17 protein-coding genes are annotated in these 18,822 nt (G+C 63.5%); 6 read left to right on the top strand and 11 right to left on the bottom strand.

Annotated features, from left to right (window positions below; all coding sequences use genetic code 11):
* Positions 1-4: 4 nt before the first annotated feature.
* From EV286_RS23050 to EV286_RS23030, 5 genes are read right to left on the bottom strand one after another with little or no spacing between them, the layout of a single operon-like run.
* Positions 5-796, bottom strand: coding sequence for an ATP-binding cassette domain-containing protein (locus EV286_RS23050; protein ID WP_132959521.1), 792 nt, complete (start codon positions 794-796; stop codon positions 5-7).
* Positions 793-1,587, bottom strand: coding sequence for an ABC transporter ATP-binding protein (locus EV286_RS23045; RefSeq protein WP_132959520.1), 795 nt, complete (start codon positions 1,585-1,587; stop codon positions 793-795). Before EV286_RS23045 ends, EV286_RS23050 begins: the two co-directional genes overlap by 4 nt.
* Entirely contained in the window at positions 1,584-2,417 is an 834-nt protein-coding gene (locus EV286_RS23040) for an ABC transporter permease (RefSeq protein ID WP_132959519.1), read from the bottom strand. The genes EV286_RS23045 and EV286_RS23040 overlap by 4 nt, the downstream gene beginning before the upstream one ends.
* Positions 2,414-3,403: an ABC transporter permease gene (locus tag EV286_RS23035; RefSeq protein ID WP_132959518.1), complete on the bottom strand. Its 990-nt coding sequence runs from the start codon at positions 3,401-3,403 to the stop codon at positions 2,414-2,416. Before EV286_RS23035 ends, EV286_RS23040 begins: the two co-directional genes overlap by 4 nt.
* Before the next feature lie 42 nt (positions 3,404-3,445).
* Positions 3,446-5,053 (bottom strand): ABC transporter substrate-binding protein, encoded by a 1,608-nt coding sequence (locus tag EV286_RS23030; protein ID WP_132959517.1) that lies wholly within the window; start codon positions 5,051-5,053, stop codon positions 3,446-3,448.
* 466 nt (positions 5,054-5,519) lie between these two features.
* Between EV286_RS23030 and EV286_RS23025 the strand changes: the two genes are divergently transcribed.
* Positions 5,520-7,265 carry a cation:proton antiporter gene (locus EV286_RS23025; protein WP_132959516.1) on the top strand — a complete coding sequence of 582 codons (1,746 nt, stop codon included), beginning with the start codon at positions 5,520-5,522 and terminating at the stop codon, positions 7,263-7,265.
* Between the two features lie 36 nt (positions 7,266-7,301).
* Here EV286_RS23025 and EV286_RS23020 read toward each other — a convergent pair whose 3' ends face one another.
* Positions 7,302-8,333, bottom strand: a complete 1,032-nt coding sequence (locus tag EV286_RS23020) for a hydroxyacid dehydrogenase (RefSeq protein WP_132959515.1) — start codon at positions 8,331-8,333, stop codon at positions 7,302-7,304.
* Positions 8,334-8,486: 153 nt separating this feature from the next.
* Between EV286_RS23020 and EV286_RS23015 the strand changes: the two genes are divergently transcribed.
* The 5 genes from EV286_RS23015 to EV286_RS22995 all read left to right on the top strand — a co-directional run bounded on the left by EV286_RS23015 (position 8,487) and on the right by EV286_RS22995 (position 13,655).
* Complete coding sequence (locus tag EV286_RS23015; protein WP_245500803.1) at positions 8,487-9,566, top strand: LacI family DNA-binding transcriptional regulator; 1,080 nt, start codon at positions 8,487-8,489, stop codon at positions 9,564-9,566.
* Positions 9,567-9,611: 45 nt separating this feature from the next.
* Positions 9,612-10,601 (top strand): substrate-binding domain-containing protein, encoded by a 990-nt coding sequence (locus EV286_RS23010; protein WP_132959514.1) that lies wholly within the window; start codon positions 9,612-9,614, stop codon positions 10,599-10,601.
* Between the two features lie 113 nt (positions 10,602-10,714).
* Positions 10,715-11,719: an ABC transporter permease gene (locus tag EV286_RS23005; protein WP_132959513.1), complete on the top strand. Its 1,005-nt coding sequence runs from the start codon at positions 10,715-10,717 to the stop codon at positions 11,717-11,719.
* Positions 11,716-12,492, top strand: a complete 777-nt coding sequence (locus EV286_RS23000; RefSeq protein WP_132959512.1) for an ATP-binding cassette domain-containing protein — start codon at positions 11,716-11,718, stop codon at positions 12,490-12,492. The genes EV286_RS23005 and EV286_RS23000 overlap by 4 nt, the downstream gene beginning before the upstream one ends.
* A gap of 167 nt (positions 12,493-12,659) precedes the next feature.
* Positions 12,660-13,655 (top strand): substrate-binding domain-containing protein, encoded by a 996-nt coding sequence (locus EV286_RS22995; RefSeq protein WP_132959511.1) that lies wholly within the window; start codon positions 12,660-12,662, stop codon positions 13,653-13,655.
* 52 nt (positions 13,656-13,707) lie between these two features.
* Here EV286_RS22995 and EV286_RS22990 read toward each other — a convergent pair whose 3' ends face one another.
* From EV286_RS22990 to EV286_RS22970, 5 genes are read right to left on the bottom strand one after another with little or no spacing between them, the layout of a single operon-like run.
* Positions 13,708-14,973 carry an ABC transporter substrate-binding protein gene (locus EV286_RS22990; protein ID WP_132959510.1) on the bottom strand — a complete coding sequence of 422 codons (1,266 nt, stop codon included), beginning with the start codon at positions 14,971-14,973 and terminating at the stop codon, positions 13,708-13,710.
* A 25-nt stretch (positions 14,974-14,998) separates the two neighbouring features.
* Positions 14,999-15,835 (bottom strand): carbohydrate ABC transporter permease, encoded by an 837-nt coding sequence (locus tag EV286_RS22985; protein WP_132959509.1) that lies wholly within the window; start codon positions 15,833-15,835, stop codon positions 14,999-15,001.
* On the bottom strand, positions 15,832-16,755 hold the full coding sequence (locus EV286_RS22980) for a sugar ABC transporter permease (protein ID WP_132959508.1): 924 nt from the start codon (positions 16,753-16,755) through the stop codon (positions 15,832-15,834). The genes EV286_RS22985 and EV286_RS22980 overlap by 4 nt, the downstream gene beginning before the upstream one ends.
* The gene (locus EV286_RS22975) at positions 16,748-17,911 is read right to left on the bottom strand and encodes an ABC transporter ATP-binding protein (protein WP_132959507.1); all 1,164 of its coding nucleotides are present in this window, start codon (positions 17,909-17,911) and stop codon (positions 16,748-16,750) included. Before EV286_RS22975 ends, EV286_RS22980 begins: the two co-directional genes overlap by 8 nt.
* A complete protein-coding gene (locus EV286_RS22970) occupies positions 17,908-18,738 on the bottom strand; it encodes a metallophosphoesterase (protein ID WP_132959506.1) in 831 nt (276 codons plus the stop codon). The genes EV286_RS22975 and EV286_RS22970 overlap by 4 nt, the downstream gene beginning before the upstream one ends.
* Between the last annotated feature and the right edge of the window lie 84 nt (positions 18,739-18,822).

Raw genomic sequence — 18,822 nt, 5'->3', positions numbered from 1 at the left:
CAACTCACTCCTCCGCCAATCGGGCGGTAACAAGTCGTGGTACGGCGGCAACGAGCGCGCGCGCCGCCACCGATTGAGGAGCACTGATCACGGAGCCGGTATTTCCCGTCTCCACGATCCGGCCGACCTCCATGACAGCGATGTCATGGGAAACCGCCCGCACGATGGCGAGATCATGCGATATGAAAAGAAAGGCGATCCCCTGCTCTTTCTGCAGCTCGACCAGAAGCTCGAGGACCTTCTCCCGGATGGTGGCGTCGAGCGCCGAAACCGCCTCGTCGAACACCACCAGCGAAGGGCGCGTGGAGATCGCGCGTGCGATCGCGACACGCTGGCGCTGGCCCCCGGAAAGCTCCCGTATCGACCGCGACGCATAGGCCGGCGGCAGGCCTACCCGCTCAAGCAGGCGAGCGACCTCGGCCCGGCGGGCCGGCCCTTTCACGACTTCATGGATCCGAAGCGGATCATCGAGCACACCGCCAACGGAGGCATAGGGGTTGAAGGACGCGAGCGTATCCTGAAAGACCATCTGCATGCGGCCGCGCCGCACGCGCAAGGCGGCACCGCCAAGAGCAAGCCAGTCTTCGCCCCCGAAGTGGATCGAACCAGCATCCTGGCGCGTGAGGCGCAGGAGCACGCGGGCGAGGGTCGATTTGCCGCAGCCCGACGCACCGACGAGACCCAGCGTCTTTCCCGCCGCGATATCCAGGGAGACGTTGTCGAGCGCCGCCACGCTGCGGCCCGCGGAAGAGAAACTCTTCGAAAGTCCGGCTATGGAAAGCAATGCCTCGCTCACAGCGGGACCTCCTCGACCAGAGGCGGCGTCGCGAGGTCACGATGGCTGTAGAGGAGCGCGGCGGTGTGCGGGCTTGCCGGCGCCGAAAGCACGTCCCGAACGGGTCCCACCTCGACCAAGGCCCCATTCTTGAAAACGGCGATACGATCGACAAGACCGGAAGCCAGCGCAATGTCGTGGGTGATGAAGAGCAGGGTCATGCCCTCCTCGCGCACGAGCTCCCGAAGCAGCCGGACGATCTCCGCCTGCACGACCATGTCCAGCGCGCTCGTCGCCTCATCGGCGACGAGAAGTGCGGGACCGGGCGCAATCGCCGCAGCGATGGCCACCCTCTGGCATTGCCCGCCGGAGAGCTGGTGCGGGAATGCCTTCAGGACCTTGTCCGGTTGCGGCATGTGCACACGTTCGAGCAGTTCGCCAGCACGCCGATATGCCTCATGCCAACCGAGGCCGCGGTGTCGGCGCACACCTTCGGCGATCTGCTCGCCGACCGTCAGGACCGGATTGAGGCTCGCAGCCGGGTCCTGGAGCACGAGCCCGATATCCAGGCCGGGCCGCGCGAGCCGTGACAGCCCTCGCCAGGAGATCTCGCCCCTGAGCCCTGCATGTTCGGGCAGCAGCCCTGCAAGGGCACGCGCAAGCGTACTCTTCCCGGAGCCGCTCTCGCCGATGATCGCCAAGCGCTCGCCCCCGACGATGTCGAGGTCGACATCCCAGAGCGCCCTGACGCGCTCCCGGCGGAATGCATAGGTGACGGAAAGCCGGCGGAGCCGACAGAGCACTTCGCTCATTTCGGCAATCTCCCACTGCCCGCAAATGCCCGGGTCATGCCGTCGCTGAAGAGATAGACGCCGAGCACCGTCGCTGCGAGGGCAAGTCCCGGCAGGACCGAGAGCGAGGGCGCCGTACGGATGACGTTCCTTCCTTCAGCGATCATCGAACCCCAGGTGACGACATTGGGATCGCCGAGCCCAAGGAAGGATAGTGCCGCCTCGGTAAGGATCGCGCCCGCCACGACGATCGCCGACAGTGCCATCACAGGCGGCAGCGCGTTCGGAAGTATTTCCTTGAAAGCGATCTCGGCCGGATGCATGCCGATCACCCGTGCGGAAGCGACGTAGTCCTGTTCACATATCGCAAGTACCTGCGCGCGCGTCAGCCGCGCGGGATCAGCCCATGCCGCTAGCGCAATCGCAAGCACGACCACCGGCGTCGAGGCGCCGATGACGCTGACGAAGGCAAGCGCCAGGAGAAAACCCGGAATGATCTGGAACGCATCGACCACGCGCATCAGCGCCTCGTCGAGAAGCCCGCCGGCGAAGCCCGCCGTCGTGCCCACAGCTATGCCGAGGGCCATGGCGGCAGCGGTCGCTGCAATTCCGACGAAGAGCGAGGTGCGGGCTCCATGGATGAGCCCGGCGAGAATGTCGCGGCCCAGGCGATCGGTCCCGAGAGGCAGATCGACGTTCGTGAAGGGTGGCACCAGGGCGGGACCCGCGATCCGCAAGGGATCGCCCGGTGAAAGCAGGGGCGCCAGCAGGCCGACCAGCAGCAGAGCAAGAATGATCGCAAGGCCGACCGTACCCTCCCGCGTCTGGAAAAGTCTCTTCCCGACGTTCATGCGCGCTCCCCGGAGGCGCCGACCCTCGGGTCGAGCAGGGCATAGGCAATGTCGACGATGAGATTGACGAGGATGACGAGCACCGCACTGACGATGACGATCCCGATGAGCAGCGGCGCATCACGGCCGCCGACCGCTTCCTGTGCGAGGCGCCCGAAGCCCGGAATCGCAAAGACGCTTTCGATGACGACACTGCCGCCGAGCATTGCGGCCGACTGCAAGCCAAGCATGGTGACAAGGGGAAGCAAGGCGTTGCGCGCGACGTGGCGCAGCACGATGCGCCCTCGCGAGAGACCTTTTGCGCGGGCGAACAGAACGAAGTCGAGCTTCCAGGCCTCGACCATTCCGGCGCGCATGACGCGAAGGAAGAGCGCGAGATAGATGATGGCGAGTGCGCTTACCGGCAGCGCCAGGTGATGGATGATGTCCGCCATGCGTGCGAGGCCCGTCTTGTCCGACGCGATGGTCTCAATGCCGGCGATCGGAAACCAGCGCAGCTTCACGGAAAAGGCGATGCTCAGCACAAGGCCGAGCCAAAAGCTCGGTATCGCGTAGACGATCAGCGAGGCCATCGAGAGAAGGCGGTCGCCCAGGCTACCCGGTCGCGCGCCGGCGACGATGCCAAGTGTCGAGCCAAGGCCGAAAGCGAGTGCGGTTGCGCTGCCCATCAGGAGCAGCGTGTTCGGAAGCCTCTCCAGGATGAGGTCGCGAACCGGCCGGTCGAAGGCGACGGACCAGCCGAGATCGAGCCGCGCCAAGGATGAAAGATAGATCCAGAGGCGGGCCGGCATCGACTGGTCGAGCCCGTAGCTCTCCCGCAGCGACGCAACAAGAGCGGCATCGCCACCTCCAATCGAGACGAGATAGGCATCGACCGCATCGCCCGATGCCGACTCCAGCAGGAAGAAGGTGAAGAGAATCACGATCAGCAGCACGGGGATAGCGCTGACTGCCCTTCGTCTCATCAATGCAATCGCGCGTTTCACGCCGGGCGCAGCCTCGGAAGCAGAAAATCGATCATGATCCTATCACGATTGCAATGCGGTATCTGCCCAGTTGGAAACGACCCAGCGAGGATTGTCGGCAACATTGAGGACGGTATCACGCGCCACTGTTATGAAACCCCATTCGGCCACGTTTATGAGCGGCAGCTCGGCCGTGACGAGGCGCTGGAACTCACGATAAAGCTCGGTCCTTGCGGGTGTATCGATGGTCTCCGCTGCCTGCGTGATCACCTCGTCGATCTGCGGGTTGGCAAAACCGCCCTGGTTGGAAAAAGCGACGCCGCCCGGAATCCCCGACTGGACGAGGATGGTGGTGGAGATCGCCGGATCGCCGCGGAAAACCGGCGGAGCGACGGCGAGGTCGAAATCGTGATCGGTATAGACGGCCTTCTGGTGCGCGGCCGAATCCGCGTTGACGATCTGAGCGTCGATACCCACGGCCGCAAGTGCCTGGCGCAGGTAGTCCCCGAATTGACGCGTTTCGTTGAAGTAAGGTGCGGGACGCAGCTTGAGCGAAAAGCGGTTGCCGTCCGATCCGCGCGCAAAGCCCGCCTCGTCCAGGAGCGCGTTGGCCTTGGCCACGTCGAAATCGTAGATCGTGACATCAGGCGTATAGAATTCCGGGGCGTTCTTCGGCACAGGCCCCGTCGATGCCGTCGCGTAGCCGAGGAAGATCGTGTCGACAACGAATTTCCGGTCGATCGCATGCGCAATCGCCTGGCGCACCTTCAGATCGGCCAGTTCCTTGCGGCGATGGTTGATCTCAACGATGAGCTGGTAGGTCAGCGCTTCGTAGCCCTTGGAAATGACCTTGATGCCGGGCACCTTCGATATCCGGTCGAGATCGGCGAGCGGCACTGCGGAAAAGGCGGCGAGCTGGATCTCCTCGGCCTCCAGCGCCGATCCCGCCGCTGCCCTGTCAGGCAGCACCCGATAGATGATTTCGTCAAGCTTGGGCTCACCCTCGCCCCAATAGTCCGGGTTGCGCGCGAGACGATAATATTCGCCGGGCTTGTATTCGGCGAACTTGAAGGGTCCCGTGCCGACGAGCTTGTTATTGGCCGGATTGGTCGCAATGTCAGTCCCCTCGTAGATATGTTTGGGGACGACACTGGTGACGGCGGGCAGCGCGTTGCGGATGAGTTGCAACGGCGTCGGCTTGGAGAATTTGAACACGGCCGTGCGCTCGTCGGGCGTTTCTACTGCCTCGAGATTGGCGAAGACGAGCCGGCCGAGATTCTGCAGCGGCTTCCAGACATTGAGTGCGGAAAACGCGACATCCGCCGAGGTGAAGGGCTTGCCGTCGTGCCACTTGACGTTCTCGCGCAGCGAAAAGGTGACGGAGCGCCCGTCATCCGATCCCTCCCAGGACAAGGCCAGCCGCGGGGAAAGGCCGTCCTTGCCGTCGAAGGAAGCTTCCGCGAGCGGCTCGATGACCTTGCTCGCGACGAAGAACACGCCGTTCGACGCCACGATTGCCGGATTAAGGTTCTTCGGCTCGGAATCGGCCGCGACGATCAAGCGGCCGCCCCCGGCATTCTGCGCGAGGCCACGTCGCGACAGAGTGGTCGAAGCGAGCAGGAGAGCCAAACTCTTCATCAACGAGCGTCGGGAGATGGTATAGAACGACATGGGTGTCTTCCTCTGGCAATGCTGCTCGACAATATGGCGAATTTTCTCGCAGTCATATTGCGATCGATCGTTGGAGCGCTACAGCGATAAAATTCCGAGTTGGTGAACAAATGAGTATTTTATCACCGACAGCCTGAAGAGTTTGGAAAATCAGTCTTCCAGGGAAGGTTAGGCAGGATGATCGACGCGTCGTTCAGGATTCTGTCGAGCACATCTCCTGCAAGCGGCAGTGTCGCCGCCCTTCACCATATGTCACCAAAAACTACCTCCAAAGACTGCCCTGCGACCGTCGGGGCGGTGGACTTGTGCGCGCCGGCGGTGTTAGCTTAGCCGCCGGCCAGATCCGCCGAAAGGCGTGGATAGGGCAAGCCCATTCTTTTAGAAAGCTTCGCAGCCCGCTGCCTCTTGCGGACTGTTGCGCGACAGTTGCCCGCGCGGGCAGACACGGAAACATGGAAAGGCGGACGTGCAGCACGATATCGGATTGATAGCAACCGTCGCCGTTGGCTTCGTCTTCGCCGCGGTGATGGGATATATTGCGGACCGCGTTCGCCTGCCGCCGCTCGTCGGATATCTCATTGCGGGCGTGCTGATCGGTGGCTATACGCCCGGCTTCGTCGCGGACGGCTCGCTTGCCTCCCAGCTTGCCGAGATCGGCGTTATTCTCCTGATGTTCGGCGTCGGCCTGCATTTCTCGGCTTCCGATCTCCTGGCGGTCCGTGGGGTGGCCGTCCCAGGCGCGCTCGGGCAGATCGCATTGGCGACATTGCTCGGCATCGGCCTGAGCTCGATGATGGGGTGGAGTCTCGGAGCCGGAATCGTCTTTGGCCTCAGCCTTTCCGTCGCGAGCACGGTCGTTCTGCTGAAGGCGCTCGAAGAGCGCAACCTCGTCAACTCGGCAAATGGCCGGGTCGCCGTCGGCTGGCTGATCGTCGAGGATCTCGCGATGGTCCTTGCCCTCGTGCTCCTGCCTGCCCTCGCGGAGGTCCTGGGCGGCGGAGGCAATTCAACGGCGCACAGCGCGAGCGAACTGCCGCTTGCGCTCACAGTCGGCATGACGCTCGTCAAGGTCGCGGCCTTCACGGTGATGGCGATCTTCCTTGGACCAAGAGTGATCCCCTGGCTGCTGACGCTCGTCGCGCGCACGGGCTCGCGCGAGCTGTTCACCCTTTCAGTGCTTGCCATCGCGCTTGGCATCGCGTTCGGCTCGGCAATGATATTCGGCGTATCCTTCGCGCTCGGGGCCTTCTTCGCCGGCGTCGTCATGAGCGAGTCCAATCTCAGCCATCGCGCGGCCGCCGATTCCCTGCCGCTTCAGAATGCCTTTTCGGTGCTGTTCTTCGTCTCGGTCGGCATGCTCTTCGACCCGACGGTCCTGATCGAGCATCCGATCGCGGTGCTCGCCACGCTGGCGCTCATCATCTTCGGCAAATTTCTGATCGCCCTCTGCATCGTGCTCCTGCTGCGTTATCCGCTCGGCATGGGCCTTACGGTTTCGGCCGGCCTTGCGCAAATCGGTGAATTCTCCTTTATCCTGGCAGGCCTCGGTGTCTCACTCGGCCTTCTGCCTCGCGAAGGGCAGAACCTGATCCTGGCGGGTGCGATCCTGTCCATCACTCTCAATCCGCTCGCCTTCCTCGCCGCCGACTTGCTGAAGAAAAGAGCGCGCGCCAACTGGCCATCTTTCGTCGAACGCCATGGCAAGAGGAAGCGCGAGGCACTTGCGCACCAGCTCGAAATCATCAATGCGCAAAGGGAAGAGAGAAGCCGGCAGCATCAGCTGGAGATGCAGCAGCTGATCGAGACCTTCCCGCTCTTTGCGGAGGTCGACGAGCATTCCCAGGAGGAACTGCTTCTGCTCTTCCGACCGAAGTCCGCCGCTCCGGGCGAGCGCGTCATTCGGACGGGCGACCGCGGCGATGGCATGTATTTCATCTCGTCGGGCGCGGTCGAAGTCCTCGTCGAGGGCGATGCGATCCGGCTCGAGCCCGGCACCTTCTTCGGCGAAATGGCGTTGCTCAGCGGAGGCCGCCGTACGGCCGATGTCGTCGCCATCGACTTCTGCCAGTTTCTGGTTCTCGAACGCCGCGATTTCAACGTCTTCATGGCACGTCACCCTGGCCTGCGGGCCGCAGTCAGCAGCATGGCGAAGGCGCGGCGGGAAATGAACGTATCGCGGCGCAGCCAGGATCATTCGCTCGACGCGATCTGAATCCGTGCCGTTCTATCGAATATGGCGGAGCGGCCTTCAGTTTGTCGTGACGGGCTTGGAGCGCATGCGCGACACCGTTTCGCGCTCGGCCCGCTTGCAACGCAGCGGCGGCAGCCCACGATCCATGAGATCCATGTCCTCCAGCACCATGTCGCCCATCTTCTTGAAGGCAGAATCGAGCGCGCCGGCCCTATGGGCCGAGCGGACGAAGCCTTTGAGATTGCGGACGGGGTGATTGGCGGCAAGGGGCTCGTCCGGAAAGACGTCGCTCGCGGCGACGATATGGCCCGAGGCGACAGCCGCCATCAGCGCTTCGAAATCGACGACGCCGGCACGGCTGAGCAGGATGAAGCCAGAGCCTTTGCGCATGCTGGCGAACGCCCTGGCGCCGAGGAAGCCTTCGTTCTCGCTGGTGACGGCAGCCACGACGAACACGAAATCGCTGGACGCCAGGACCTCTTCCAGGGTTGCCGGCTGGACGCCATGATCCCGAAGGATCGATGCAGGCAGCCATGGATCATGGACCCTTACCGTGGCGCGAAATCCCGAGAGAACGCGGTTTAGCGCCTTGCCGAGATCACCGAAGCCGACGATGCCGATCTCAGAGCCGGAGATCAGCCGTGCACTTGCGTTGCCGTCACCACCCCAGAGCTCCCTGCCCTCGCGAAAATCCAGGTCCGCATCGATGATGCCCCGTGCCAGGCTGAGCGCAAGCGCAAGCCCCATCTCGGCAACCGGCTCGGCGAAGACCTGCCCGGTCGTCAGCACATGGATGCCGCGCTGGAAGAGCACGTCATAGGGCATGTTGTTGATGAGGTTGCTTTCGACGTTGAGGATGGCGCGTAGCGCCGGCATGCGGTCGAGCACTTGGCCGGATAGCGGCGGCTGGCCAAGGACATATCGCGCCTGGCCGAGGACATCATCTCCCAGTCCGGCGATATTATCCGGATCTGCCTCGACGATATCGTATTTCGCCTTCAGCGCTGAGAAGGCTTCCTCGGTGAAGATCAGCTCCAGCGTACGTGGAAAGGGCGCGCTGATGACCAGCGGTTTGACCGGGCTCGACATCTTCTCCTCCTCCGTTCCCTCAAACCGTCATATCGCAAATGAATCGATTTACAATATGAAAATATCGATTTACAAGTTGTCGCAAGAGGGATGATGGATAAGGAATGCCGGCGTTTGAACCGGCTACAACCCTGGTCTGGACGGGAGGAAGGCGTGCGTCACGCGGGCAAGCAGCTTCGCAGATCGTCGATCCATGACGTCGCCAGCCGTGCCGGTGTTTCGCCTGCAACCGTCTCCAAGGTCCTGCAGGGTGTCACCACCGTCAAGGCGGAGAACGTCCAGCGCGTCCATGACGCCGTCGAGGCGCTCGACTATCGTCTCGACCCCTTTGCCGCAGACCTGCGCCGCTCCCGTCGCCGCATCATCGGGGCGATTGTCCCAGAGCTTGAAAGCGAATTCTTCGGCAGCATGGTGACCGCACTCGAGCGGCTGGCCGAGAAGCGCGGCTACGCACTTGTGGCCGCAACAAGCCGGGAATCGGAGAAACGCGAGGCCGAGCTGATCGAGCGCATGCACGACTGGCGCGTTGCCGGTGTCGTGCTCGCCCCCGTCCGCAGCGAGAAGGGATCCGGAACGGCGCTGCTGAAACGTTACGGGATGACAGGCGTGCTGGTCGACCGCGTGATGACCGACGACACCCTGGATACGGTCTCGGTCGACAATGCCTCCGCGAGTGCGGAGGTGGCACGACAGCTCGTCGAGGCCGGGCATGCGCATGTGCTTCTGTTGGGGCTGAGCGACGAGTCGATCGCGATCCATACCCGCATCGACAGCTTCCGCAAGGCAGCCTCACAGCTCGACCCGACCATGAAAGTGGACGTGCTGCTTGCCGGCGGCGACGTCACTGCGCTGCGGGCAGCTCTTGCCACTTACTTCGGAGAGCACAAGCCGACAGCCATCTACTCGCTCTTTCTCAAGGGCACGCTGGTGGCGCTGACCGAGTTCCGTCGCCGGGGATGGCATTGCCCCAACGACATTTCACTGGTCGGTTTTGACGATGCGGAATGGATGCAGGTGACATACCCGTCCATCGCCGCAGTCGTTCAGCCGATCGACAAGATGGCCGAACAGGCCGTCGACATGCTCTTCCGTCGCATCGACGGACTGGAGGAACCTGCAAAGGCTCACCTGGAGCCCTGCAAGGTGGTGATGCGTGAGTCCGTGGGAAGGATGAGGCAGCACCGCATCGAGGGGGAGGAGACGATGGCAGACCCCCGCCATCATCAGCGCTAGCAACGGCGGACCGCTTTCGGTCCAGACTCATTTGAGGAGGAGAAAATGAAGTCATCCATGCTGAAAATGAATCGATTTACCGTGGTCATCGCCGCCGCGCTTTTGGCCGGCGGCAGTTCGCTCGCGCAGGCGGCGGACGGTGAATATGCGGTGCTCATGAAAACGCTGGCCAATCCCTTCTGGGGCGCCATGGGCCAGGGTGTCGAGGAAGGCGCCAAGGCCGCCGGCGTCACATACTATGCGCAGGCCGTCGAGAGCGACCAGGCCGCGGAGCCGCAGCTGAATGTCTGCAACACCATGCTCCAGCGCAACCCCGTAGCTTTGATCACAGCGGCGATCAACTCGACAAATCTCCTCCCCTGCCTCAAGTCCGCCCAGGATGCAGGCATCAAGGTCGTCGATCTCGACGGCAATCTCGACCAGTCGATCCTCGACAAGGAAGGCATCAAGATCGCCTTCCGGATCGGCTCCGACAATGTCGCCGCCGGCGCGCAGGGGGCGGAGTATCTCGTCTCCAAGCTCGGCAAGGATGCGAAGGGACCGGTGCTCGTCATCGAGGGTCTCTCCGGCAATATCACCGGCCAGAAACGCGCCACGGGCTTCGCCGAGAAGCTCAAGGAACTGGCGCCCGGGCTTGAAATCGTCGCCTCGCTTCCCGGCGATTGGGACCGGGGCAAGGCAGCCTCCATCACCAACGACATTCTCACCCGCAATCCCGATCTTGTCGGAATCTTCGCGGCAAACGACGGCATGGCGCTCGGCGCCGTCGAGGCCGCCTATGCTGCCGGCAAGGGTGAGCAGGTGACGATCATCGGGGTCGATGGAAATTCGGACGCCGTCAAGTCGATCAAGGATGGGCGCCTCAACGCTTCCGTCGCGCAGCTGCCCTATCTCGTCGGCCAGCAGGCTGTCGAGAACGTCAAGAAATCGCTCGCTGGAGAAACGGTGCCCGCCGATATCGCCGTGCCGACGCTCGTGCTGACGAAACAGGTGCTGGAGGAAAACAAGGAGCCGATGCTTCAATACGTGAAGTAACGGACTTCAGTGAAAGGCCGGCGGGCTGAACCCTGCCCGCCGGCATAGACCGCATCCAGAACACTGCAACCGGCTTGCGGCGTGCCACGCGGTATCGCCGATGGAACGAGATCATGGACACAACCGATATAAAGGCCGGCGCCAAGCCGGGGCTTTGGGCGATGGCGCAAAGGTCATCCGTCGAGCGGCTGCACATCCGCCTGGAATCCCTCATCGTGCTTTTCGTCCTCTGCGCGGTCATGACGGCTCTCTCGCCTTACTTTCTCTCCGTCAACAATTTCCTGAATATCCTGCTGGCGACGTCGACGATCGGCGTGCTCGCCATCGCCGCGACCTATGTGATCGGCTCGGGCGGGCTTGACCTGTCGCTCGGCTCGGTGATGGGGCTCTCGGGCGTCGTCGGCGCGCATGTGGCTGTCAACTTGGGATTGCCCTCGGTCGTCGGGATCGTCGCCTGCATCGGCGCCGGCGCGCTCGCGGGCTATATCAACGGCCAGCTCGTCACCCGGGCCTTCGTGCCGCCATTCATCGTCACGCTCGGCATGCTGGGGCTTGCCCGCGGCCTCGCACTCGTCATTTCCAACGGTCGCGTGATTTATGGCCTGCCGGAATTCATGGTCTATCTCGGCCAGGGCCGCCCCTTCGGCATCCCGATGCCCGTCATTATCTTCGTGCTGACCGCGATCATCATGCACTGCATCCTTGCCTACACCCGGTTCGGCAGGCACACGCTCGCGATCGGGGACAGCGAAAACGCCGCGCGCACGGCAGGTATCAAGGTGGAGCGGCTGCGCCGCGCGCTCTATACGCTGTCCGGCACGCTTGCCGGTCTCGCAGGCCTGCTCTTCATGGCCCGCATCAACTCCGGCGATCCGACCTCCGGCCTCAACTACGAACTCACTGCCATCACGGCAGCGATCATCGGCGGCACGAACCTGTTCGGTGGCCGCGGCTCGATCCTCGGCACGATGGTCGGTGCGCTCATCATGGGCGTGCTGCAGAACGGCCTCAACCTTCTCGCCGTCCAGTCCTACTACCAGCAGATGGCGATCGGTGCCGTGCTGATCCTTGCCGTCTTCATCGATCAATACCAGATCCGGCGGGAGACGCGCGCATGAGCCTTCTCGTTCTCACCAATATCCGCAAGAGCTTCGGCGCGGTCGATGTGCTGCACGGCGTCGACCTGGAACTCGCCGCCGGCGAGGTAATCGGCCTTGTCGGCGACAACGGCGCCGGAAAATCCACGCTCATGAAGATGATCACCGGAATGTACCATGCCGATTCCGGTTCGATCACGCTGGAGGGCAGCTCCATCCTCCAGCTGGATCCGGGAGCGCGCCGCGCTCTCGGCATCGAGATGATCTACCAGGATCTGGCGCTCGCCAAGCAGCAGGACGTCGCGAGCAACATCTTCCTCGGACGGGAGCCCGTGCGGAAGTTCCTCGGCGTCTTTCCCGGCTTTGTCGACAAGGCCGAGATGGATCGCAGGGCGGCCGAAATGATCCGTCGGCTGGGTGCCAACCTGCCGTCGATCAACCGTTCAGTCGGGTCCTTCTCGGGCGGGCAGCAGCAGACCGTGGCGATCGCCCGGGCGCTGACCTTCAATCCGAAACTCGTCATCATGGACGAGCCGACGGCCGCCCTTGCCGTGCGCGAGGTCCAGGGCGTCCTCGACCTCATCCGGCGGCTGAAGTCCGAAGGTATCGCGGTCATCCTCATCTCGCATCGCCTGAACGACGTTCTGAACGTCACGGATCGTATCGCGGTGCTGCGCCACGGGCGGGTCGTCGCCAATCTGGTGACCGCGCAAACGAACATGAACGAGGTCGTGGCCGCGATCGTCGGCGGCGGCGACATGGCCGCGGCCGCCGCACACGAGTCGAGGGGATAGAGGGTGAGGCCGAGCCCGGTGTGAGCGAGCCTTGCTGGGCCGTGATGAATAAAGATGGAGCGGCTGCGCCACATTTTCGGGCTTCGACATAAATCTTTCATGTCTTGGCCCGAGATGAATGTCGGAAGCATTTCGAACTTCGGCCGGCCACTTCAAAGAGATTGTTCATGACCACGCTGCAGCAGGTCGCATTACGGGCGGGATGTTCCCTCGCGACGGCGAGCCGGGTCCTCAGCCGCAACGGACCGGTCAGCGACGCAATGGTTCGCAAGGTTCGGCGGGCGGCGGCCGAACTCGGCTATCGCACGGCAGGGCCCGTGGCAGGCAAGATGGGCAGGCGCCCGGTCGTCGGGGTGCTGATCCCGAGCATCACCAACCCGGTCTTCGCCTCGTCGCTCTCCAGCATCCAGAACCGCATGCTCGTCGCCGGCCATGGCGTATTGATCGCCCAGTCGAATTACGACCCGGCGCGGGAGGCCGATGCCGTTGCTTCACTCCTGAACGAGCACCCGACCGGCCTCATTCTCACGGTCTGCGATCCACGAACCAGCGAGGCACTGCTCCCTTCCCTTCCCCCGACCGTGCTCCTGCACAACATGCCGACGCCCTTCTTTCCCGCCGCAGTCACCGTGGACAATCGCGGCGCGGGCCGGGAGATTACCTCTTACCTGATCGGCATGGGTCACAGTCGCATCCTCTTCGTTTCCGGCAATTTCGCCGCTTCCGACCGCGCCTGCGCGCGTCATCGCGGCTATCTCGAAGCCGTGGCGGCAAGCGGTCTCGAACCGCTGGAACCAGTCCAGATCGCCTTCGTCGATGGCTACGACCAGCTCGACCTCAGCACCGTCATGGCCACGCTCTCGCCGACGGCGATCATCGCCTCCAACGACCTTCTTGCCTTCGGCGTGATCGGCGCGCTGAGGCGCGAGGGTCGTTCGGTGCCAAGGGATGTGTCGGTCGCAGGCTTCGACGGCATCGCGATCGGCCGGCTCATGGATCCGCCGCTGACAACCATCGAAATGCCGGATGCCAGCATGGGAGCGACGGCTGCTTCGCTACTGCTCGACATGGCCGAGAAAGCCGCTCCCGCCCGCCATCTCGATGTTGCCTACCAGCTGCGCCGGGGCGGCACGGTGCGCGACCTCAACGCCGACGCCGAATGACAAGGCCGCCGCGACGAGCGCGGCCGCCAATTCTGGGACATCAGGCGATCGCTTAGCTGCGCGGCAGCATGCCTTCGACGTCGGCGGCAGCGTCGTCCAGAGCTTCCTTCGGCTCGGCCGACTGGTCGACGATGCGCGACAGGTTGTCGACGATGGTCTGGGTAACCTTGACGCCGTTGGTGCCGGGGAAGGCATACCAGGGGATCATCACCGGCATCTGGCTGAGACCTGCCTGGAAGAGCGGGTTCTGCTTGTAGAAGTCGCCGAGATATTCCGGGGACTTCGCGGCAAGCTCGTTGTTCGGCACGTAGCCTGTGCCCGGAACGACGACGGAAGCGCCATAGGGGCCGGCTGCGAACTTGGCGAACTTCCAGGCTGCATCCTGCTTGGCGGCGTCATGCGTCAGGATGACGACGGCATTGCCGCCGGTCGGCAGGCGACCGTTGACCGGGTCGATCAGCGGGATCTTGGCGGTGCGCAGGTCGAACTTGTCGCCGACATTCTTGATCGTGTTGCGCAACGCGCCGGTCGTCTGGAATTCGAAGCCGACCTTGCCGGCGGCAAAGGCCTGCTCGCCGGCGGGCTTGGTAAAGACCGGCATGCCGCCTTCGGTTACCATGCGCTGCAGGGTCTCGACGGCCTTCTGGCCTTCCGGACCGTTGAAGGTCACCTGGCTCTCGTCCTCGTTTAGCATCTTGCCGCCGGCGCCGAAGAGCAACGCGGAGAACATCCAGTCGTCGCCCTGCCAGCGGAAGTCGATGCCATCGACGCCATTGCCGAGCGCCTTGATCTTGCCGCCAAGAGCGATGACCTCGTCCCAGGTCTTGGGCGGGCTGTCCGGGTCGCCGCCGGCAGCCTTCACCAGGTCGGCGTTGTAGTACATGATAGGGTTGGATGTCGCGAAGGCGAGGCCGATCTGCTTGCCCTTGACCTGGGCGAGCTTGAGGATCGTGTCCGAGAAGCCCTGCTCGGCCATGTTGCCGTCCTTCTGGACGAAGGGGCCAAGATCGACGGCGACGTCGCGCTCGTCGATCATGCGCAGGCGGTTGAGGCCGATAAAGGTGATATCGGGCATCTCGTTGGTGCCGGCCTGGCGAAGGATGGTCTGGATGCCTTCCTCGTAGGTCGCCGAGGGGCTGGCGAACTGGATCTTGATGTCCGGGTTTTCCTCCATGAACTTCTTCGAGATCGTGTCCATCACGTCCTTGAAAAAGCCCGGCATCGGATAGTGGACCGTCAGCGTCGTCTCGGCCTGCGCCGGGAGGGCGATGGCCATCGAGACGGCCGCTGCGGCGAGAAGCTGGGTGATATGTTTCATCGCTCGTTCTCCTGATTGAAACCGGTCAGCCTTTGAGACCGGTCATGGTGATGCCCTCGACGAAGCGCTTCTGCGCGAGCAGGAAGGCGGCGACGAGGGGAAGGGTAATGATGAGGGTCGCGGCCATCAGCGCGCCGTAGTCGTCACCGGCCTCCGCGGCGCGGAAGTACATGAGGCCGAGCGGCGGAGTGGCGTAGTCCTGCTTGCTGATGACGATCAGCGGCCAGTAGAGATCGTTCCAGTGGGCGACGACGGAGAAAATCGCGAAGGCCGTCACCGCCGGCCAGGCATTCGGCACGATGACGCGGGCGACGATGCCGAGTTCCGACATGCCGTCGAGGCGGGCGGCATGGATCAGATCGTCCGGCATGGCGCGGAAGAACTGCAGGAACATGAAGATCGCGAAGACCGAGATGGTGAAGGGCGCGACAAGCGAGGTATAGCTGTTGAGCAGGGCCGCACGATCGAAGGCCACATAGAGCGGCAGCGCGGTGGCATGGATCGGCACGAGCAGGCCGAGCATGACCAGCACCATCATGGCACGGGCGGCGCGGAAGCGCAGCTTCGCCATCGCATAGGCGCAAGGGATCGCCACGAGCACCTGGAAGAAGAAGATCAGCCCGCAGACGACGACGCCGTTCCAGAGCAGCGTGCCCATCGGCACCTTCTCCAGCGCCTTGGTGAAATTCTCCACGTAGTAGAAGTGCTCTGGCACCAGCGACAGCGCCGAGGTGAAGATGTCGCTCTGCGCCTTGCCCGCCGTCGAGATCATGAAGGCATAGGGCGCGAGGAAGACAATCGCGCCGAGGCTGAGGAGCGCAAACCGGACGATCCGTCCGAGGGGGAAAGCGTGCGCGCTCATGTGTAGTGCACCCGGCGATCGAGGACGCGGTATTGCAGGAACATCAGCACGACGAGGATGAGCAGGAAGACCACCGTCATCGCCGACGCATAGCCGACGCGCAGATAGACGAAGCCCTCCTGGTAGATGGTGAAGAGCAGGACTTCGGACGCCTTGTTCGGCCCGCCATCGGTCAGCGTCTTCACCGTCTCGAAGACCTTCACGGCATTCGTGATGCTGATGGTGATGACGAAGAGGGTCGTCGGCCCGAGCATCGGCCACGTCACGAGCAGGAAACGGTCGAGCGCGCTCTTCGCGCCGTCGACCTCGGCGGCGGCATAGAGCTCGCGGGGGATTGCCGTCAGTCCGGCGAGGAAGAGCACCATGTTGAAGCCGACTGCCTGCCACACGCCGATGATCGACAGGCTATAGAGGACAGTGGCGGAGCTTCCGAGCCAGTTCGGGCCGGGCAATCCGACGAGGCCGAGCAACGCGTTGATCGGCCCGATCGTCGGATGGAACATGTACTGCCATACCGTTGCCATGGCGACGATCAGCGAGGCGACAGGCAGAAAATACGCCGTGCGGAAGAAGGCGCGACCTCGCACCTCGCCTTCGATCAGCATCGCAATGCCGAGGCCGAGAATGATCGAAACCGGCCCCACGATCGCGGTATAGACCGTCGTGTTCCACAGCGACTTGCGGAAGGTGCGATCCGTCAGCAGATGGGCATAGTTCTCGAAGCCGACGAAGCGGAACTTGGCGTAGCCGAGCTCGAAATCGGTGAAGCCGAGGAAGATGACCGCGACGACCGGCAGCAGGACGAAAAGAAAGAGCAGCGTGATGGCGGGTGCGGCAAGCAGCCAGGCAATGCGGGCCTCGCTGCGCCGGCGCACCTGCATCGGATCGAGCGGCATGGCAACGGAAGCGACGCTAGCCATGCGCCCGCTCCGCTTCGGCATCGGCGTGAACGACAACACCGCGCATACGCTCGCCGCCACCTGCAAAGACCATGGCATGCTCGGGCGAAAAACCGAGGCGAACAGGCATGCCGGCGACGATACCCTTCGCCTCCATCGGCGTCAGCTTGGCAATCATGGTTTCGCCGATGGCATCGAGGCGGCTGTAGACGATGACTTCCGAGCCTAGGAATTCGATCCGCTCGACATGGGCGGCAATGCGACCCTGCCGGTCCGGCGAGAGGGTGACGAATTCGGGCCGTATCGCGAAGGTGACGGGTACCTCGCCGGTCGCTGTGTTTTTCAGCGAGAGCCGGGCATTGCCGAAAGTGACGACGCCGTCCCTTGCGAGCGCCGGCAGCAGGTTGATGCGTGGCTGGCCGATGAAGCGGGCAACCTCGACATGCTGCGGGTCGTCGTAGATGGCCTCAGGGCTTGCGAGCTGCAGCAGGCTGCCGCCGATCATCACGGCGACGCGGTCTGCCATGGAAAGCGCCTCGGCCTGGTCGTGGGTCACGTAAACGGTCGGCACACCAGCGCGGCGGTGGAGCTCGACGATTTCGCCGCGGGCATGGACGCGAAGATTTGCGTCGAGGTTGGAAAGCGGCTCGTCCATCAGGAAGATGCTCGGCCGGCGGACCATGGCGCGGGCGAGCGCCACGCGCTGGCGCTGCCCGCCCGACATCTGCCCGGGCTTGCGGTCGAGCAGGTGGTCGATCTTGAGCGAGACCGCCATTTCGCGCACGTCGCGAACGATGCCGCTGCGGATCTTGCGCTGGCCAGGCATGACGGAACCGAGGAAAGGCAGCCTTTGCGCCGTCGTCAGGCGCCGCATGGCGAGCGGCACGGCGATGTTCTGGGCAGCGGTCAGGTGCGGGTACAGCGCATAGGACTGGAAGACCATTGCGATGTTGCGCTCCGCGGCGGCGACCGCCGAGACGTCCTTTCCGTCGATCAGGATTTCGCCGCCATCGGCGTGGTCGAGCCCGGCCAGGATACGCAGCAGCGTGCTCTTGCCGCAGCCGGATGGACCAACGAGCGCGATGAACTCGCCCGGCGCCGCATCCAGGCTCACGCCCTTGAGGATCGCATTGCCGCCAAAGGATTTCGTGATCTGCCGGAGCGAGAGTGCAGTCATTCGGCAGCTTCCCGCTTCTTGACGGCCTGCGGATAAACCTCGTGCACGACGTCGTCGAGCACATGTGCCGTCATGCCTGGAACGTCGATGATGCGGCTTTGGACGTCGCCGCCGAATTCATGGACCACGGCGCCGATCAGCCTTTCGCCCGGCATCTCGCGCTCCATCTTGTCGATGATGAAGGCCGCCGACGGCCCCCAGGTCAGCGAGGTGCGCTCGAAGCGGCCCTGCCAGGCCCAGTGGAGATGGCCGCTTGCAAAAAGCGCCACGTCATGGGCCGCAATCAGATCATAGAGCCGCCGGCGCTGCGCCGGGCGGACGCTCCAGTAACCGGTGTCGCCCTCATGCGGTTCGTCGACGAACAGCGGCTTGTGCGCGAAGAGCGCGATACGGCGACCGCCCCGTGCCTCGAGCGCTCGCTGCAGCCATTCGAACTGAGCCTCCTCCTCCTCGTCCTCATGGCCGAGAAGAAGCGAATTGAGACCGATGAGACGCCAGCCGTTCGCGTCTTCCAGCCAGCGGTCCTGGTCGGCCAGCGAGCGCCAGCGTTTGAGCCGCTCGGCATTCACCGGCTGGTCGGAACCGGGAAGATGGCCGACATCATGATTGCCGGGCACGATCAGCATCGGGATCTTGACCTGGCGCATCAGGTCCATCGAAAAGGTGATGTCCTCGTCCTTGTCGGCGCCATCGACGGTGAGATCGCCCGTATGGACGATCAGATCCGCGCCCGTTGCCTCCAGCCAGGTCAGCAGAGGTTCCCAATTGCCGTTGAAATGCGGCTTGTTGGGGCTGAAATGGGTGTCGGTGATCTGGATGATCTTCAATGGCGCGCTCTCCGGTCTCAAGCGGCCCCGGACCTTCCCGAGCGCGCTTTCGGAGGCTTCTTACCGGCCTTGCATGTCACGCAG

This window comes from Rhizobium sp. BK251 (genome assembly GCF_004345245.1).
Taxonomy (GTDB): Bacteria; Pseudomonadota; Alphaproteobacteria; order Rhizobiales; family Rhizobiaceae; genus Rhizobium.
This window is presented reverse-complemented; position numbering and strand designations above follow the sequence as displayed.